General features: G+C 29.6%; 12 protein-coding genes. 2 read left to right on the top strand and 10 right to left on the bottom strand.

Annotated features, from left to right (window positions below):
• Positions 1-90: 90 nt before the first annotated feature.
• Positions 91-654 (top strand): LptM family lipoprotein, encoded by a 564-nt coding sequence (locus tag KDK92_RS09540; RefSeq protein WP_250859034.1) that lies wholly within the window; start codon positions 91-93, stop codon positions 652-654.
• A 239-nt stretch (positions 655-893) separates the two neighbouring features.
• Here KDK92_RS09540 and KDK92_RS09535 read toward each other — a convergent pair whose 3' ends face one another.
• The 5 genes from KDK92_RS09535 to KDK92_RS09515 all read right to left on the bottom strand — a co-directional run bounded on the left by KDK92_RS09535 (position 894) and on the right by KDK92_RS09515 (position 11,296).
• Positions 894-1,625 carry a class I SAM-dependent methyltransferase gene (locus KDK92_RS09535; protein ID WP_250859033.1) on the bottom strand — a complete coding sequence of 244 codons (732 nt, stop codon included), beginning with the start codon at positions 1,623-1,625 and terminating at the stop codon, positions 894-896.
• Positions 1,626-1,647: 22 nt separating this feature from the next.
• The gene (locus KDK92_RS09530; protein ID WP_250859032.1) at positions 1,648-2,865 is read right to left on the bottom strand and encodes a MerR family transcriptional regulator; all 1,218 of its coding nucleotides are present in this window, start codon (positions 2,863-2,865) and stop codon (positions 1,648-1,650) included.
• Between the two features lie 267 nt (positions 2,866-3,132).
• Entirely contained in the window at positions 3,133-4,824 is a 1,692-nt protein-coding gene (locus KDK92_RS09525) for a cell shape-determining protein (RefSeq protein ID WP_250859031.1), read from the bottom strand.
• Between the two features lie 303 nt (positions 4,825-5,127).
• Positions 5,128-7,644, bottom strand: coding sequence for a hypothetical protein (locus KDK92_RS09520; RefSeq protein WP_250859030.1), 2,517 nt, complete (start codon positions 7,642-7,644; stop codon positions 5,128-5,130).
• 409 nt (positions 7,645-8,053) lie between these two features.
• Positions 8,054-11,296 carry a hypothetical protein gene (locus KDK92_RS09515; protein WP_250859927.1) on the bottom strand — a complete coding sequence of 1,081 codons (3,243 nt, stop codon included), beginning with the start codon at positions 11,294-11,296 and terminating at the stop codon, positions 8,054-8,056.
• A 295-nt stretch (positions 11,297-11,591) separates the two neighbouring features.
• Between KDK92_RS09515 and KDK92_RS09510 the strand changes: the two genes are divergently transcribed.
• On the top strand, positions 11,592-13,346 hold the full coding sequence (locus tag KDK92_RS09510) for a serine hydrolase (RefSeq protein WP_250859029.1): 1,755 nt from the start codon (positions 11,592-11,594) through the stop codon (positions 13,344-13,346).
• Positions 13,347-13,392: 46 nt separating this feature from the next.
• On the opposite strand, the gene KDK92_RS24805 is transcribed toward KDK92_RS09510, so the two are convergent.
• From KDK92_RS24805 to KDK92_RS09485, 5 genes are all read right to left on the bottom strand, one after another.
• Positions 13,393-14,217 carry an NAD(+)/NADH kinase gene (locus tag KDK92_RS24805; protein WP_338115265.1) on the bottom strand — a complete coding sequence of 275 codons (825 nt, stop codon included), beginning with the start codon at positions 14,215-14,217 and terminating at the stop codon, positions 13,393-13,395.
• Positions 14,218-14,335: 118 nt separating this feature from the next.
• Positions 14,336-15,109: a head GIN domain-containing protein gene (locus KDK92_RS09500; RefSeq protein WP_250859027.1), complete on the bottom strand. Its 774-nt coding sequence runs from the start codon at positions 15,107-15,109 to the stop codon at positions 14,336-14,338.
• Between the two features lie 121 nt (positions 15,110-15,230).
• A complete protein-coding gene (locus tag KDK92_RS09495) occupies positions 15,231-15,914 on the bottom strand; it encodes a hypothetical protein (RefSeq protein ID WP_250859026.1) in 684 nt (227 codons plus the stop codon).
• Between the two features lie 217 nt (positions 15,915-16,131).
• Positions 16,132-17,199, bottom strand: coding sequence for a mannose-1-phosphate guanylyltransferase (locus tag KDK92_RS09490; protein WP_250859025.1), 1,068 nt, complete (start codon positions 17,197-17,199; stop codon positions 16,132-16,134).
• 437 nt (positions 17,200-17,636) lie between these two features.
• Positions 17,637-18,875: a GNAT family N-acetyltransferase gene (locus KDK92_RS09485; RefSeq protein WP_250859024.1), complete on the bottom strand. Its 1,239-nt coding sequence runs from the start codon at positions 18,873-18,875 to the stop codon at positions 17,637-17,639.
• Positions 18,876-18,933 lie beyond the last annotated feature (58 nt).

Raw genomic sequence — 18,933 nt, 5'->3', positions numbered from 1 at the left:
CTAAATTGTAATTTTATCTTATTTCTGTTGATTTTATCCACATTTTGGTATATGATATATGTTGATGTATTATATAAGGGGGTATTTGAAATGAAAAGAATATTATGTTTTTCTATTGCTTTAATGATGACTTTAACCTTAATGGTTGGTTGTGGTCAAAAATCTTCAAGTGATGATCCATCATCTGCAGTAAAAACTACTCTAACTGCTTTAAAAGATTTTGATACAGATAAAATCTCTAAATCAATAACTGGTTCTACTGATATGTTTAATGAATCAGAAGGTGATGAAACATTCGCTCCAATATTTTCAGATATGAAATTCAAAATAACTGATACAGAGGTAGATGGTGATAAAGCTGTAGCTACGGTTGAACTCGAAATGATTGATTTCACTGAGTTCATAGGGTTTATGATGCAGGAAGCTATTGCATTAAGTTTCTCTGGTTTAGATGAAGATGCAGTACAAAAGGAACTTACAAAAAAAATCGAAGAAGCTATTAAAGACAATCAGTTCAATTCCGCTAAAAGAACAGTTGAAATAAACTGTAAAAAAGTTGATGGAGAGTGGAAAGTTGTTGCTGATGAAACCTTAACAAAAGCTATATTTGGCGATGCATTATCAAATCTTGGTGAGTCTTTTAATATGAATTAGATACATGAAAAAAATAAACAACGCTTATAAATAATTGAAGGATTATGAATACAATTGTACTCATAATCCTTTATTTAAGCATCAACTATTTTTTTCATATATACTCTTAATAATCTCCTCAACATTCATATCCTCAATAATAAGATCTTTTATCTCAACACCTTTTACTATTGAACTTATAATATGTGACATTTCTGTTTTTCTTCTATCAAAAGTAATGTTAAGATAGTTTCCATTTATTACTTTTTGTACAATAAAAAAATATGCTTTGATCTGTGTATTCCAAATTCTCTTAATCTAGCTTTTATTTGCTCTCCATCTCTTTTTAACTTGTCATATTCCGATAAAGTTGATATACTATGTACTCTTTCGTCTATTACTTTACTAACTCTTTCTATTTCCTCTTCATTTATAAAGTTTGTTTTATCTTCTTCATGTATACATTGTTCAATCAATTTTAAACTATTCCTATCAATCTCAAATAACCTTTTTACCTCTTTATCTGTATAGGCTGTAGAATTGCCCGACTCTCCAAAGAGCTTTCCAACTCTCATTGAAAAATCATGAAATTTTTTATGAGTTAATTGTGGTTCGGATAAATCATTAGACAACATTTCATTAATAAGTAATAAACCATTTGGCTTTAAAACTCTAATAGCTTCACTTATAATGCTGTCAACATTTTTAAAATGATGAAGTCCATTTGAAATAGTAACCAAATCAAATTCACCATCTAGAAAGAATAAAGCATCTTCCTTTCCTAATATAAGATGTACATTCTCATCTTCTAAATTATTTTTAGCAATTTCCAAATCTTCTTTTGAGATATCGCAGCCAAAAGCAACCTCATAAGAATTTATATTTTGAAGTAACGTTTTCAAAAAAACACCTTGTCCAGTTGCAATATCCAAAACCTTACCACCATTTATATTTTTTATTCTATTTTTTAATTCTGTCATTTGCTGATACATATAATGCCTCCAATTATTATAGCTATTTTTCATGCTCCTGTTGATTCCTACACTTAAACAAACCAGTCTCCTTAGTAATATGAAAATACCCTTCTTCTTCAATTACAGATTGAAACTTATTTCTTAAAGTTTTAAGCTCCTTTTTATTTAACACTTCATTAATATTGGCTGATGTGGAGAACATATAATTTAATATACTTTGAGTATCATCAACTCTAAGAGAACCTTCATATTTATCCATCTCTACTTTACAAAATACTTCTTTAATCTGTTCTTCAGCGTTCTCAATTACGAACCTAGTAGTAGTATCGCCTAGTGTGAGTTTCACATTCTCATTAACCTCTCTAAGTGTTTCACGCAGCTCTTTCATATGCTTCCTTGAAAATGTGCTAGTATAAAATGTTCCTTCTTTTTTAAGTGCTCTCTTAATTTCCTTAAATGCCTTAGTTCTATCCTCTACAAACTGAAGAACATAGTTCACCATTACTATATCAAACTCTTCATCCTTAAATGGCAAATTATTGACATTAGCTATTCTAAACTGGAATTCTCCATCTACTCCTTTTAGATTCTCTTTCGCCTTTTCAATCATTCCTTGAGACATATCGCTCAGTACTATGGTACATCCTTTAGGTATTCTATCCTTATTTTTCAACCAAATGCTTCCATCACCACAACCAATATCAAGTATTTTAATATTCTTATCTCCAAAATCTATTCTATCAAATATCCACTTGTGAAACCCTCTCTTGTCGTGGCCAAACCTCTCATGAAAGTCTATCCTACATTCAAGTCTAGATGAATTTATGAATTGATTCAAAATCTGTTCTTCTAAATTTATTGCCTTGATTACATCAGTGAATTTCTCCCACTGTATCTCATCAGTTTCTACCAATTCACCATTGAACATATCCTCTGCAGAATTTAAAGCCTTTAAAATACTTTCCATCTGTGAAATCTTCTGCTTAACAGCTTCCTTCTGAATATGAATTGCTCTATCAACCTTCATCTCTTGATCAACAAGATCTTTTATCTCATCTAGGGAAAAGCCTAGATATTTTAATGTTAGTATTCTTTGTAACCTCTCAAATTTCTCTCCATCATATAACCTGTATCCAGCTTCATTATAGCTTGTGGGTTTAAGTAACCCCTTCTCATCATAATATCTTACAGTCCTTAATGATACACCTGCCTTCTGCGCGAATCTCCCAGCAGTATATAACTGATTTTCATTGTACATATTATTTTCCCCCATTCCCTTCACCTTCCAATAATTATTTAATTCTACAAGTAGATGTTAAATTCCTACTCAAAATTATTGTAATGGGTTACGTAACGTAATGGTCAACAAAAAAAATTAAATAGTTCTCTTTTTTAAAAAGATGTTGAAAAATTTCATCAAGTATTTTCAACATTATTCTAAAAAAGCGAGCTATTTATCTATATAAACTATATAAAAGAATCACCCCTGAGGTATTCCTCCCAAGGGTGATTCCTTTATTTTAATCTAATTCTTTTTCTCTTCTTCTAACTTATCATTTTCATCAATAATATTTTGCTCATCTTCAGATTTAATCTGTGATAACTCAAGGTTATCAAAATTCACAAGGTCAATGCTAGAATTTTCATTCTTATAGTATGTGAATGTTATTTTATCTCCCTCTCTTGTAAGTGGTAATTCACTACTCATATTAAGAGATGTGATAAATATCTTATCCCCATTTTCAACTGTTACAATGTAGTAGTAAGTTGTGCCCTCAATTACAGATGTTCCAATTCTATGAACCGTACCAATTTCTGTTACCTCATCACTACTATTTTGAAGTGTCTGCCAATCACCACGATTTTTAAGTTTTTTAATGTAATTTGATTTAGTTTTATTAAGTGATTCACCTACACCAACTACACTATAATCTCTAACGTTAACCATAGCGTATAGTTTCACAAGACCTTTCTTATCCTTCAATGTCATAAAGTAAGTTGCTTGGCCATCTATATTTATTAGTATAGGGAATGTTGCTGAGTATTCCTTCTCCTGAACTTGCCCTTCAGCAGATTCCATTGCTGCGTATTCATGAGAACCAGAAACCTTATAAAAAGTTGTTTCCTTTGTTCTTGTATTTGTAAGCATAAATCCTATTGTTGACTCGTCTGCACCAGCAGATGTCATACCTGTGTAATAGAAACATTCTCCATCATTATATACAATATTGTATCCCTTTGTTGTCTGAACAACATCCTTATCTGATGGATTCCACCACCCATGAATATATCGACCCCAATCATCAAGTTGGTTCATAACGAAACCAACAGGGATAACTCTATCCACCCATGAAGGAATATTATCTAAATTATAATCATTGATTTCTCCTGTTTGAGCATCTACGCTGATAACACCTGTAACCTTAGCACCTGAGAATCCTATAGTATTTTCATACTTAGTAACTATCCAGTATGGTCTTCCTGTATCATCTAACTCAAAAGAATAATCTGTACGTCCAATATTCTTAAATCCTGCTGAATATATATGTCTTGCTAAATCATCTCCAAAATAAGCATTTGGTTGATATTTAATTTTAGTCTTCTCACCATTTACCTCTTGAACCAATTTCACATCCATCTGATTTGTTGCACTTATCATAATATAACCTGGTGTACCTTCTTTATTACTATTCCACTTAAAGAATCCTGAATGAAGTAACGGTGCTACCCAATATAGTTTATCATTCACATTCTGCTGTGTAAATTCACCTAATGTTACCTGACTTCCTAATGCCACCTGTTCACCTAATTTCTTATCTCCAAGATTTTTAGCTAAAGCTTGATCAATTGTTGGTAGCTGTGATAAATCTATCGGAGATATTTCAGTAGAGAATTCTTTATTTTTGATTTCTCCAATAATAGCTCTTTTCTTTCCTCCACTAACTATCCCAGTTGAAATAATTATGTTAAATACCATTAAAAGGATTAATATTCCTGGTAGTATAGCTGCTAAGAATCCCTTCTTTGTGTATAACCAAATTACTCCCCCTATAGGTATTGAAAGTATTATCAAACAAATTATACTTCCAAAATAGCTAATTGAGTATACTGGAAGAACTATATAATTAGCAATTAACGCCATTAGTACTACAGTTAATAGCAATATTATTGCTGTTACATGTTTATTACTCCCCTTACTCTTGGTTTTACTTTTCATAAAAACATCCTCCTCGTAATTCTTATCCCTTAATTAAGTCCATTATATCATATAATAAGGTTATTTTCACTACATTCACTCAAATTATTCATTTTTTATTTTTAAGTGTCACTTTTAACCATTAAAATGTCATATCCAATCTTCCATAATTTAATTATTGCATCTATTTTTATCATTACATTCCATGTAAGAAGCGGAATTCCATGATTATGAAATACATTAAGCTCTGTTCATATCCGATGTATATTATTTACAAAAAAGGTCCCCGCATTTCTGTGGAGATTCCTTTTCCTTGAACATTTACTATTCCAGTTGTTCAAGAATTTCTAATATTATTTCATTTACTTCATTTATTTCTCTTTTTCCATTGCATTGATTTATTACTCGAATCATAATATCCCTGAAATCATCATAAAAACATGAATATCCCTTTATAAAAATTTCTGACATAAAATCATCGTCATAATAATCATCGTAGTAGTCATAATAGTCATCGTCATCGTCGTCATAATAGTCATAATAGCCATCATAATCACTTTGTCCTAAAATTATTATCTTATAAGCTAATGACTCAAATTGTCTCCTATTTATTATAGGTATACTATATATACCTATAACTTCTACACCTTCATTTAAATCTGATTTACTTAATTCTTCTCCATTAATATCTATAATCTCAGTATTCTTATCAAGCTTTAATACAATATTATCATAGTATTTTTCTGCTTCTTCAATTTCAATCAATGTTCTATCATCGTTAGTATCACTGATTTCACCTTTTACAGATAAAGCATCTTTAATAATAATCTTTTCAGCTCTGTGGCTTGGTATAGTGTTCTTCGTTAACCTCTTTCCAAAGATAGCTTTAACAACATAATCCTCTTTAATATCCTCTAAATATAATCTGTCTCCATGTTCGTTTATAATCTCAGTACTATTATCAATATATAAATGAACATTGTTTGGAGTCTTTTCAGTTAAAGCTTCTCCTACAATTGATATTCGATTTTTATAGTAATCAGATACTTTGTAAACCATACCTTCAACTATATGCTCGATTTCCTCTTTTCCTTTCTCTAAAACAATAATCTTATATGCTACTGTTTGAGGTGGTATACTTCTTGTTGCAGATAAACTGTGTATTCCAATAACCTTTGTACCTTTACATAAATCAACTTTACTTAATTTTTTCCCTTCTAAATCTACAATCTCTGTATCATCATTTATTTTTAATATGATATTATCATAATGATTGTCTGATTTTTCTACCTCAATAAAGGTTGCCTTACAATTCATATTGATAATTTCGCCTTTTATCCCTAATGCTTTTTTGATAATTATTTTTTCAGCTTTGCCAGTGGGTATCTTATTATTTGATAACTTTTGTCCAAAAACAGCGTGAATAGCAGCACCCTCTTTTATTTCATTTAACCCTAACTTTTGTCCTTCTTCATTAACAATCTCTGTATTACTATTAATATATAAATCAATATAATTAGGTGCATTTTCTGTTAATGCCTCTCCTACAATTGATATCTTCTTTTTATTTGAATATGGAATATTATAAATCATACCTTCAACAGTTACTTTTGTATCTTTAACCTCACTAGTAACAATTATTGTATAGGCTAGTGATTGATGTTTTGACCTACTTGTGGAAACCTTACCATGAATACCTACTAACTGCATACCTTTATTAAGATCATGAATACTTAATTTTTTTCCTTTTATATCAAATATTTCAGTGTTCTTTTCTAGAATTAATTCCATTTGAGTATAATTATTGCCTTGATGATAACCACTAACTAATATGCTTGGCTTTTCTCCATATTCACTTATTTTAAGAATATTTCCTTTAATCCCATTTGAATTCTTAATAATAATTTTTTCCGCATTAGGAGTACCCTGTTTATTATCACTTGATTTTGTAGTATAAATTATTTCTACAACACTACCCTTTTTAATATTTTTTAAAGCTACTTTCACTCCATTTTCATTAGTAATATTAGTACTTTTAGTTATATATACATTTAGCTTTCCATTTATATCATCTGTTTTACATTTTCCTAATACCCTTAAATATGCTTCTCTATTAAGCTTTGACCCTGTTTTATTCTTAATATCTACAATATCATATACCATTCCTTCAAGTATATTTTTATTTTCCTTAATATCCTCCATGACAATTATCTTAAAAGGATAAGATTTTGATGGGATACTAGTTGTTGAATTCATATGGTGTATACCTACTATATTCATGTCCTTTTCAATATCATAAATAGATAATTTATTTCCATCTTTATCAATTAATTTTGTATTCTCTTTAATTATAAAAGTATACTTCTTTTTATTCTCTTGAATAGTTAAATAATAATAGCTGTTATTATCTGCTTTTCTTATATCTAAAACAGTTCCTTCTATTCCTACCCCATCTTTAATAATCACTTTTTTGGCAATTACACATGGTAAGAAGCTATTTGTTTCCTCTCCTTTATAAACCACTTCAACAGCTGATCTGTTTTTTATTTTATTCTTACTTAGTTTATTACCTTTAGTATCTATTATTTCTGTTTCATCATCAATAAATAATATTAACTCATTGTATGCCCCTTCCTCGCTCTCACCAACAACAATAATATAATCTCCACTCTTTTCTGCTACATATCCATCTGTTGATAATACTTTTTGAATTTGTCTTCTCGCTATTATTTTATTCATGTCAGACAAGTTTTTTGCTGTTAATGCCTCTGCATTAACCACCACTGAAGTTAAAAACACACAAAAACACGTAAGTAATAATAATATTTTGTTTTTAAACATATCTACACCTCTTTTCAAAATTATATATATTACCACTTGCATAAATATATACGATAGCACCCCTAATAAATTATGGTTTTTTTTGTTAAAACTTCATAAAAGCTAGAATTTTTTATATAATCTTCTAAAAAATCTTACTTTCAATACGATTTTGTTCTTTATATCAAAAAGGCGCTTCGCGCTTCGCTAGGGAACCCTATGGTTCCCCTCGACGCAACTGTCGTTGCTGAGCCCCCTCCTTAAACCAGCAGGGGAATACTTCCCCTACAACCCCTTCATTTTTTTACTCTATAAAGACTTCTTTTATTCGAATATTTATTTAATCAATAACTTATCCACAGTTTTAAAATTTTATAATTTCCTATAGAGTAAAAAAAATCCCCACGTTTCTGTGAGGATTCCTTAACTTTTATTTTTTCTTATTACCTTTGCCATTACCATTACCATGACCTTTACCAGGACTTACAGGTTTTCCTTGAACCACTATTTTCTTTGCTTTACCTTCCACAGTACCATTTCTTGATTCACTAGCTTTGAAATAAACTTTTACTTTTTTACCACTGCTTAATAATTGTTCAACTGTTACTTTATTTCCTTGAACATCTACTATTTCAGTACTTTTATCGATTTCTAATATAACTTCCTTTACTTTACCTTTTCCATTACTTTGATTTCTTACGCGAATCATCATATCTCCATGTTTCTCATAAGCAGAAGCATATCCCATTATATACATTTCTGACTTATAATCGTGATCGTCATCGTCGTAATCATCATCATCATCATCATCATCATCATCATCATCATCGTCGTCATCATCATGTTCATCATCACTTAGTTCTAAAACAATTATCTTATAAGCTAATGATTCAGATGTCCAGCTATTTGTTGTTATACTGTGTATACCTATAACAACTGCACCTTCATTTAAATCTGATTTACTTAATTCTTCTCCATTAATATCTATAATCTCTGTATTATCATTAACCTTTAATACTGTATTATAATAAACATCATCTGATTTTTCAATTTCAATTAATGTTCTATCATTGTTAGTATCAATAATTTCACCTTTTATCCCTACTGCATTTTTAACAATAATTTTCTCAGCTGTACCAATTGGTATAGTACTCTTTGTTAAACGCTGTCCAAAGATAGCTTTTACAACAGATTCTTCTTTAATTTCATCTAAGTCTAACTTCTTCCCTTGTTCATTTACAATCTCAGTATCATCATTAATATATAAATCAACAAAGTTTGGTGTATTTTTTGTTAAAGCTTCTCCCATTATTGATATTCTCGTTTTATAGTCATCTCTAACTTTATAAACCATACCTTCAACTATATGCTTATTTTGCACTTCAGCTTTTTCTAATACAATAATCCTATATGCTAATGTTTGAGGAGGCATACTTTCATTTATTGTTAAACTGTGTATTCCTATAACCTTCGCACCTTTAGTTAATTCTTTTTTACTTAATTCATTTCCATCTATATCTACAATCTCTGTATCATTATTTATTTTTAATACTATACTGTCATATAAATAATCTGATTTTTTTATTTCGATATAAGTTTTTTTATCGTTAGTCGAACTTATTTCACCTTTAACTCCTAATGCATTTTTAATGACAATCTTCTGAGCTGTACCAATTGGAATAGAGCTCTTTGTTAGTTTTCTTCCAAAGATAGCTTGAATAGCCATATCTTCTTTTAAATCGTCTAAATCTAACTTATCTCCTTCTTCATTTACAATCTCAGTATCATTATTAATATATAAATCAACAAAGTTTGGTGCATTTTCTGTTAAAGCTTCTCCAACAATTGAAATTCTCTTTTTACTATAATTTGAAATTTTATAAATCATACCTTCAACTATATACTTATCTTCCACTTCAGCTTTTTCTAAGACAATAATCTTATATGCTACTGTTTGAGCTGGTATGCTTTTTGTTGATACTAAACTGTGTATTCCTATAACCTTTGCACCTTTACTTAAATCATATTTACTTAATTTTTTTCCTTCTAAATCTACAATCTCTGTATTATCATTTATTTTTAATATTATATTATCTAAATACTTATCTGAATTTTTTATTTCTATAGAGTTTTTCCCAAGGTTAGTATTAATTATTTCACCTTTTACACCTACTGCTTTTTTAATAACAATCTTGGAAGCTGTACCTACTGGTATCGAACTCTTTGTTAATCTTTGTCCAAAAACAGCTTGAATAGCTGCCCCTTCTTTTATTTCTCTTAAATCTAACTCTTCTCCTTGTTCATTTACAATCTCAGTATTATTATTAATATATAAATCAACAAAGTTTGGTGCATTTCCTGTTAATGATTCTCCTACAACTGATATTCTCTTTTTATTAGAATTTGGAATATTATAAATCATACCTTCAACAGCTTGTTTTGTTTCTTTAACCTCACTAGTAACAATTACTGTGTATGCTTGTGATTGAGGAGGTATACTCTTTGTTGAAGTCCTACTATGAATACCTACTATTTCCATCCCCTGATTAAGATCATAAAGACTTAATTTATTTCCCTTTATATCTAATATCTCAGTATTTTCTCCAAATTTTAATACCATCTGTAAATCCGAGTTTGTATGCTCATTATCTTCTACTAATATAGATCCATTATCTTCATAATCATTTATTTCAAGAATGTCGCCTTTTATTCCAATTAAATTCTTAACAATTATTTTTTCGGCATCAAGAGCGACCTGATCATCATCAGTTGCTTTTGTACTATAAATAACCTCTACAACGCTGCCATGTTTTATTTTTTCTAAAGATACTTTTACTCCATATTCATTACGGATATCAGTTCTTTTAGTTATAAATATATTTAAATTTCCATCAGTATTATCTGTTTCACCTTTTCCTAATACCGTTAAAAATCTTTCTTTATCTGATTCAGTTTCATTGTCAAGATCTACAATAACATCTACCATTCCTTCTACTATATGTTTATTTTCTTTAATATCCTCCATAACAATTATTTTATAAGCTCGTGATTGCGGTGGTATACTCTTTGTTGAACTCGTACTGTGTATACCTACTATCTTCATACCCTCTTCAATATCATTAATGGTTAATTTATCTCCATCAATATCAACTAATTCTGTACTTTGTCCAATTATTAAAGTATACTCACTCTCATAATCTTCTTCGTTTTCTTCAATAGTTAAATAATAATTTCTATTACTACTTTCTCTAATTTCTAAAACAGTTCCTTCTCTTCCTATTCCATTTTTTACAATAACTTTTTTAGCAGTTACAAATGGTATTACACTATTTGTTTCCTTTTCTTCATAAACAACTTCAACAGCTGAACCTTTTTTTATTTTATCCTTACTTAATTTATTTCCTCTAGTATCTACTATTGCAGTTTTATCATCAATGTTTAATATTATCTTATTGTTTGCCCCTTCTACAGCTTCACCTATAACAGCAATATAATTGCCACTCTTTTGTGCCACATACCCGTCTGTTACTAACATTCCTTCAACTTCTCTACTCTCTATTGTTTGTTTTGTAGTAGCTAATTCTTTAGATTTTATTGCATACGCATTAGTTGCCATTGCAGTTGAAGCTACAAAAAAACACGTAAGTAATGCTACTATTTTCTTTTTAAACATAACTACACCTCTTTTCAAAATTATATATATTACCACTTCCATAAATATATACGATGGTACCCATAATAAGTCAGGGGGTTTTTTGCTAAAACTTTATAAAAAATAAAATCATTTATAAAATTTCCCAATTCAAATAATTTAATAGTATATTCTTAAAATAATATTTACCACTTTCTCATTCCATATTATACCATGCAAATCATCTAATCTTTTGCAAAATATAGAATTAATTTTATTTATTAAAACATAATATATATAAGGTTATTATTGAAAATACTAGAATATGGAGGCTTATATGAGAATTTATAACCAAATAGTTTTTTATATTTTTACCATGATATTATTAATTTGTATTCCTTCTATAAAAGTTTACGGTAAAGATCTTGATTACATAATAAAATATGATGATGTAGTTTTAGAAAAATCTATTTCAAATGATTACATATTAATTTTGCCTAATTCACCAAATAAGGATGTAAATTATTCTATATATTATAAAAAGGACTTAACTGATGATAATTGGAATTTTCTCAAATCAGATGGAATCTTGTGTAATTCTATGAAAGGAACTAAAATGGGTCCTAAAACCATGTTATTTATTAATAAGACTTCATTTAATATTGAAGATTACAATATCATGATATCCTGTGACAAAGTGAAGAGTCCTACAGATAATAATATTAATGACTATAAAAAATCTTTTTTCTATAGTCCTCAACTTGAATTTACAATAATTAACACTGATGCTACGATATTTAATTATAAAAGAATATTTGATAGCTCTTATAAATGGAATATTACTCTTGATGATTCTATTAAAGATATTGAAGATGTGAAAGTTAGTTTTAGAGATTCACAAAAATCTTATACTCTAGATTATGGTATAGATAAGGATAATAATAACATGTTAATTATCCTCCCTCCAAAGGATGGTTATAAACTTAATGAGAATTATAGTTTAAAAATTGATGTTAAATCTTCTAAAAAATCTTACTTTCAATCTTTTCGATATGTTAGTAAAAGAGATGAAAAATGGTTTGGAGAATACCTAAAAAACAATGTATCAGGTACTACTAAAAATATATTAAATAATCCAGATGATTATAAGCTTCAACTTCTTTACACAGAAGTAACTAGGGATACAAATGGAGTACCTTATTTTGATAGCTACTCTTATAACATGGTTGATGAGAATTATTTTTATCCTGCTAGTTCAATAAAATTATCATCTTGCCTTTTATCATTAGAGAAAATCAACAACCTGAATATTAAAAATTTAGATATGTATAGTACTATGGATTTTTCACAATCTAGAGAAGTTCCAACTAGGGAAACCATTAATTCTATTTATGGTTATATTAAAAATATTTTATTGTATAGTGATAACTACTCTTTTAATAAGTTGTATGAATTTTTGGGTCAAGAATACTATAATGAACATTTGAAAAAACATGGCTATAATAATACTAAAATAATTCATCGTTTAAGTAAAATATTTGATTATGAAGATAATAAATATTCCAGTGAAATAACTTTCTTAGATGAAAGTGGTAATCCCATTTATTCACAACCTGAAAAATATAATAGTAACAATTTATTTAACACCCATCCAACGGGCCTAACTTTAGGTTCTTGTGTGCAAAAAGATTTTTCAAAAAAGAATTCTAGTTCATTAAAGGATCTTCAAGGCATACTATCTGCTGTAATTTTTAATGATTATTTTAAAAATGAATATAAGTATAATCTAACACATGATGATTTGGTCTTTTTAAGAAAATATCTTGAAAAAACTGATCATAAATATTTATTGTATGGAGGAAATCCATACTCTTATAAAAAAAATATTCATATGCTAAATAAGTATGGAATGGCTTATGGTTTCTTCATTGATAATGGCTATTTCTACGACGACACATCAAAAAAAGAATTTCTATTAACAGCTGTAATTTATGCAAATAAAAATGGATATCTTGATGACATATATCAATATCATTCTAAGAGTATCCCTTTCCTAAAGGAGATTGGAGAAGTGGTATTAGATTATAAATAAGGCACATGAAAATCCCCACATAACAACCTGTGGGGATTTTGTTTCTCTATAAAAACTTTTCTTTTATTCTAGTCCAGAAGCTATAATTCTCAAGCCTCAACATTTTTATATATTTAGGTGACATCTTTGATTGTATTGTATCTACACATTTAAAAGTTCTAACCTCTCCATCGATACATATGGATATATCCTTCCTATTTAAAGGGGTAATATTAATAATTTTATCTGGGGGTACTAATATACTGTTTGTTATGCACCTATACGCGCCTGAGTTTAACGGTGCAAGTGGGGTCAATTGAAGAATATCCAGTGATGGGAATACTAGCCCTCCCCCTGCGGACATATTATATGCAGTGGAACCTATTGGTGTTGAGATAATTATTCCATCACCTGAGAATCTTTCAAAACTGTTCTCGTCAATATTTATCTCTATGTGAATCACCTTTAGGTTATCATCCCTTATTACCACCTCATTGAAAGTATGAAATTTCTCACTGTTTCCACTACAAGTAACCGTAGTCTCCTGTATCCTATGCCTTTCTATTTTATAATGAGAATTTTTCAAACAATTTATGAAGTAATCTATATCCTGTGTATTAACCTCTTGCAAAAAACCAAGGTGACCGGTGTGTATCCCAACATACACTGTTTCTGTATCAAAATTAAGGTTCTTCAGTGCATTAATAAAAGTTCCATCTCCTCCAATACATACCACAAGGTCAGGCGACTCCTCAACGATTTCAAATCCATAACCCCTAAGCTTTTCTGTCACCGTCTCACATACCTGAATAGATTTATTAAGTTTATTACTATAAACTCTTATTCTCCTAATATCTTTACTCATCTTTTCTTCTCCTATTTCATTGAATATTAAGCTAATACATATTCTAATAGTTTTATTCTTAGTATGATATATGTGTGGTTAATAAATTCAAACAGTATTAAATAATAAATCCCCACAGAAAATTCTGTAGGGATATTAATCTAATCTATTTTATCTTCTTTACCTCAGAAAGACCAGATACGCCTGAAGATTCAATTGTTCCATCTCCTTTATACTCTAACTTGGAGATTCCACTTGCTGCAACTTTAATTTTTCCATCAGCGTTTATTATAGCATTGCTACTTCCACTAATTTGTATATCAGCGTTATCTACTTGAAATTCCTCAAAATCAACACCACTCACACCAGATGCATGACAAGATAAATCTTTTCCAGAGCCTTCAAGCTTAACTTTACTACAACCACTAATGTCTATATCAACGTCTCCCATTTTTATCTTACCTGTGAGTTTACTAACTCCTGAAAGATCCACATAAAGATCGTGTTCAAATTCAAATCCTTCTTTTAGTTCAAAACTCGTTACTCCCGAACCATTTATTTCACATATGTCAGGCACTTTAACTGTAGCCTTTAGAGTTACATCATCATAATTGTGCTTATTATCAAGAGATAATCTTAGAGTATCATCCTTTAATTCAACCTCAAGATATTCAGATAAATTATCATCATAAGTGACCTCTACATCAAACTCATTTGATTTTTCAATTGTCACCTGAAATACATGAGATGCAGATATCTTATTGAAGTCTGTTAATTCAAATGTTTTTGTTTCTGAATTGTCAGACCCCTTTATTGTTGATCTGTTAAATAAAGTTTTCAAATTTAACCTTCCAGTTTTCTCTGCTGTTGTTGCACTGACTGAAGCACAGCAAGTTAATGTTAATGCAAGTGTAGTTATTATTGATATTATTTTTTTCATAGCCTTTCCCTCTCCCTTTTAATTATTTCTTTTCCTTCTATAAACATAATACCAATAACAAATATAGATATTATTTCCTATTTGTAAAGTAATTGTAAAATCATTCACTATAGAGGTTTACCTACTTGTTTAAAAATTTATTTACTATATCCTTATAAAACGATTGGTATAATGGCTGCTGCTCCCCTTGGATATTATTTTCCAACACACCTTTCAGCGACTCTACCAATTCACCAAACGCCTTAAACCCAACTTTATATGTTCTAAATCCTCCATAATATCCAGACTGCATGATTAAATGAGATTTCCCTTCACCTAGATAATATAATTGTACAGCCCACTCTAAATCTATCTTTCCAGTTCTTACCGACCATTGGAATTCTATTTGTTTTGATGCTTTCTCTAAGGAAGTACCCTCCTTATTTACTTTATTTTCCAGAGCCAAATCTTCACATTTCCAACTAGGACCACCATACATTTCTTGATCTTTAAGTACAATTGGTGAAGAAAATCCTCCTGATAATAATACATGATGTTCCCCCGGCAAAGGAGTGGGTCCAGAATATGGCTGTATATAAATCTGTTTTTTACCATGCTTGTTCAATATAAATACTTGCGCATAAGTAACTTTTAGTTTTCCACCAATGATTGATTTCACAGTATTATTTAGTGTTTCTTCATTTTTATGCTCTTCCTCAAAGTCCACATATATCACATCTATCAGTTCTATCCCTTGTTTTTTAACTTGTTTTATAATGCTCTTTTCCTGATGCTTATAATTTTTCGGTAAACGCTTCTCATTCATACTCTCTTCTCCTTACTATATCTAGTGCAGTATGTGCTACAACTCTCTTTATTTGATAATTTAATTTTATGTAAGATTCTAAATATATACAGTATTTCATTTTGATTGTATTATACCATATACAATCAAAATCCCCACAGAATAACTCTGTGAGGATTATTAATACTGTCTCAAATTTAATTTTGAATATCTCCATAAGTTCTTAGGAAATCTTCATCTATAAGTACCCTTGGTAATTCCCTTTCTCTTTTAATTTATTCACTAGATGTTTAACCTCTTGATCTCTATTTTTGTCCATTATAAGGATTACATCTCCGTCTTCAACGACAACTAAGTCCTTGACTCCAAATCCTATAATGAATTTATCTTTCGCAAACACAGAACAATTTTCTGATTGTTCTATAAACACGTTTCCTCTTACACCATTTCCATTGTGACTTTTCAGGAATCTGCTCAATGCTCCATAATTACCTACATCATCCCAAACAAACTCACATTTAACCACATATCCTTTGCGAGTCTTCTGCATTATTCCAAAGTCTACCGATATCCCATCTATGAGGTTATACTGATTCTCAACTATCTTATCTTCATTCTCTGTATCTAGGCTAACATATATATCCATAAGTCTTTTATATGTCTTTCCTAGATATTTTTCCATCTCTCTTAGGAATACATCTGCTCTCCATACAAACATTCCGCTATTCCAAAGATAATTCCCTTTCATCAGTAGATCTTTTGCTACCTCCAGGTTAGGTTTTTCTAGGAATCTTGAAATCTTATAAGTCGGTATTTCACCACTAACACGGTTTCCCATTTCTATATATCCATACCCTGTTTCAGGTCTTGTTGGTTTTACACCTATGGTTACTAATCCTCGTCTTCTCTGTGCTGTTTCAACTGCGTTTTCAATAGTGTCCCTAAATTGTTGTTCACCATCAATGTAGTGATCTGAAGGAAGTACAATCATTGTTGCATCCTTATCTTTTTTTAATAGTTTCACCGCTGAGAGACCTATGCATGTAGCGGTCTCCTTATTCGCAGGTTCAACAAAAACATTATCTTTATTCAATTCGGGAATCTCTTCACAGATCTTACCGTAGTAATCCTTATTAGTTACCATATATATATTCTCAAGAGCTACAACTTTCTTTATTCTGTCAATTGTGTTTCTTAAAAAACTCTTATTATTTATAATATCTAGAAATTGTTTGGGATTTTCCTCCCGTGATAATGGGTATAATCTTGTGCCTTTTCCACCTGCTAATATAAGTGCATATAACAACTATGTCACTCCGAATTCTTGATTCAATTTATAATATGTTTATTTTTGTGATTAGTGAAAACTTTAGTTGGTTTATTTTAAAAATATACACCAACATTATTTTCTGTTATATAACATGCTGAGACTTATGATATTTTTACATTATTAATATTACATATCTTATTTGTAATAAATCCATTTTCAATTATATATTGTAGTATTTTAAATAAGTGAAGCACATTTGGAGTATATGGGTAATAATCACTTGATAAGTTGTCATAGAATTAAGGGAATAAATTAAAAGTAATAGAGGCATATTCTTGATATGTCTCTATTACTTTTAGATACTTTAGAAATTATTAAAATCATTTTTTTCTCACTCTAACATCCCTCATAAGAACTTAAAATATGATTTAATCTAGAATCCATTAATTGATAAATATTAATTGAAATTCATCCTAAAATTCAGTTAAACACACAGGAGAGCATTGAGTAAATATTGAATCAATTGCTGAAAGATAACTTAAATCTGATATCCTTGCTCTACCATACTTCATCAATTGATTAAATGGTATTACACCCATAATAAGTGATGAGAAATCTGAAACATCAATTGAAACTTCAACATCATAAGCTCCATCTCTTATAATACCCTTACCATTTTCAAAGCTTAAAATTACACTTTGTTTGCCTTCTTCCATGAAATTATCATGTACATTTAACTTAAGTTTAAAATCAATCATTGATGCAAATACATCCTTTAATTCTTCCATTACTGACTTTAAATTTAGTACTCTATACATTTTTCCTATACCTGTAACACTAACCTCACAATGAGCAGTATTGAAACCTTCATATAATCCATTCGTTGGATCACTAAGTATGAATTCAATATATTCATTATTCATTTCCATAATAACTCTTTCTACCTGATCCAGTTGTGAATGAACAAATGTACACAGTTCTTCTAATCCTTCTTGATTTTCATATATAAATTCTTTTACAATCATGTTATTCAAATATGTATAGTTATCTTTCACTTGTTCGAAGGAAAAAGCCAAATATCCTAAGAGTTGATTATCCTTCATATACCCTATAATAATATTTTTCTCACTAAATAACTTATTTAAATCAAACTCTTGCCTCTCAATCAAACCGTGGGTATTCTTCTGTACTCTATTGTAACATTTTCTTACTAGCTCTCTATGTTCCTCTTTATTAAGATATAATAGATTTTTCTTCGAATCCCCTCTTGGAAAAGCATTTGGTTTAACCATGTATTTATATACCTTAGTTCCATATCCAAATCCCATATTCTTATAAAACTGAACATTGAAAGGATCTAATAACATCATTTTAACCCCTTCTTTTTCAGCATTTTTTAAAGTATACTCTAATAATTTCTTTGCTATTTTTTCCTTCTTGTGAAGAAGATCTACACATACTAAGCCAATTCCTTGAGTATCTATTATTTTTCCTCTAACATTCATCTTAAAATCTATTAACCTTAATCCCCCTATGAGTTTGCCACCATCAAAATACCCTATTAATCTTTCATTTGAGCACTCCTCTGTTATCTTCTCCAGCCATTTTTTCATTCCATCTACAAAAGAATCACCACTTCCAGCCCCTGGATATGCGTATGCAGCAACCTTTGCTAAATCTCTACATTCATTCTTAGTTATTTCCCTTATCATTTTCATACTCCCCCTATTTAACATATCGGGTCAGACCCCCAGACATTTTTTCCCATCT

This window comes from Oceanirhabdus seepicola (assembly GCF_023684385.1).
Classification (GTDB): Bacteria; Bacillota; Clostridia; order Clostridiales; family Clostridiaceae; genus Oceanirhabdus; species Oceanirhabdus seepicola.
Note: the sequence above shows the minus strand (reverse complement) of the source record. Positions and strands in the feature narration are given on the sequence as shown.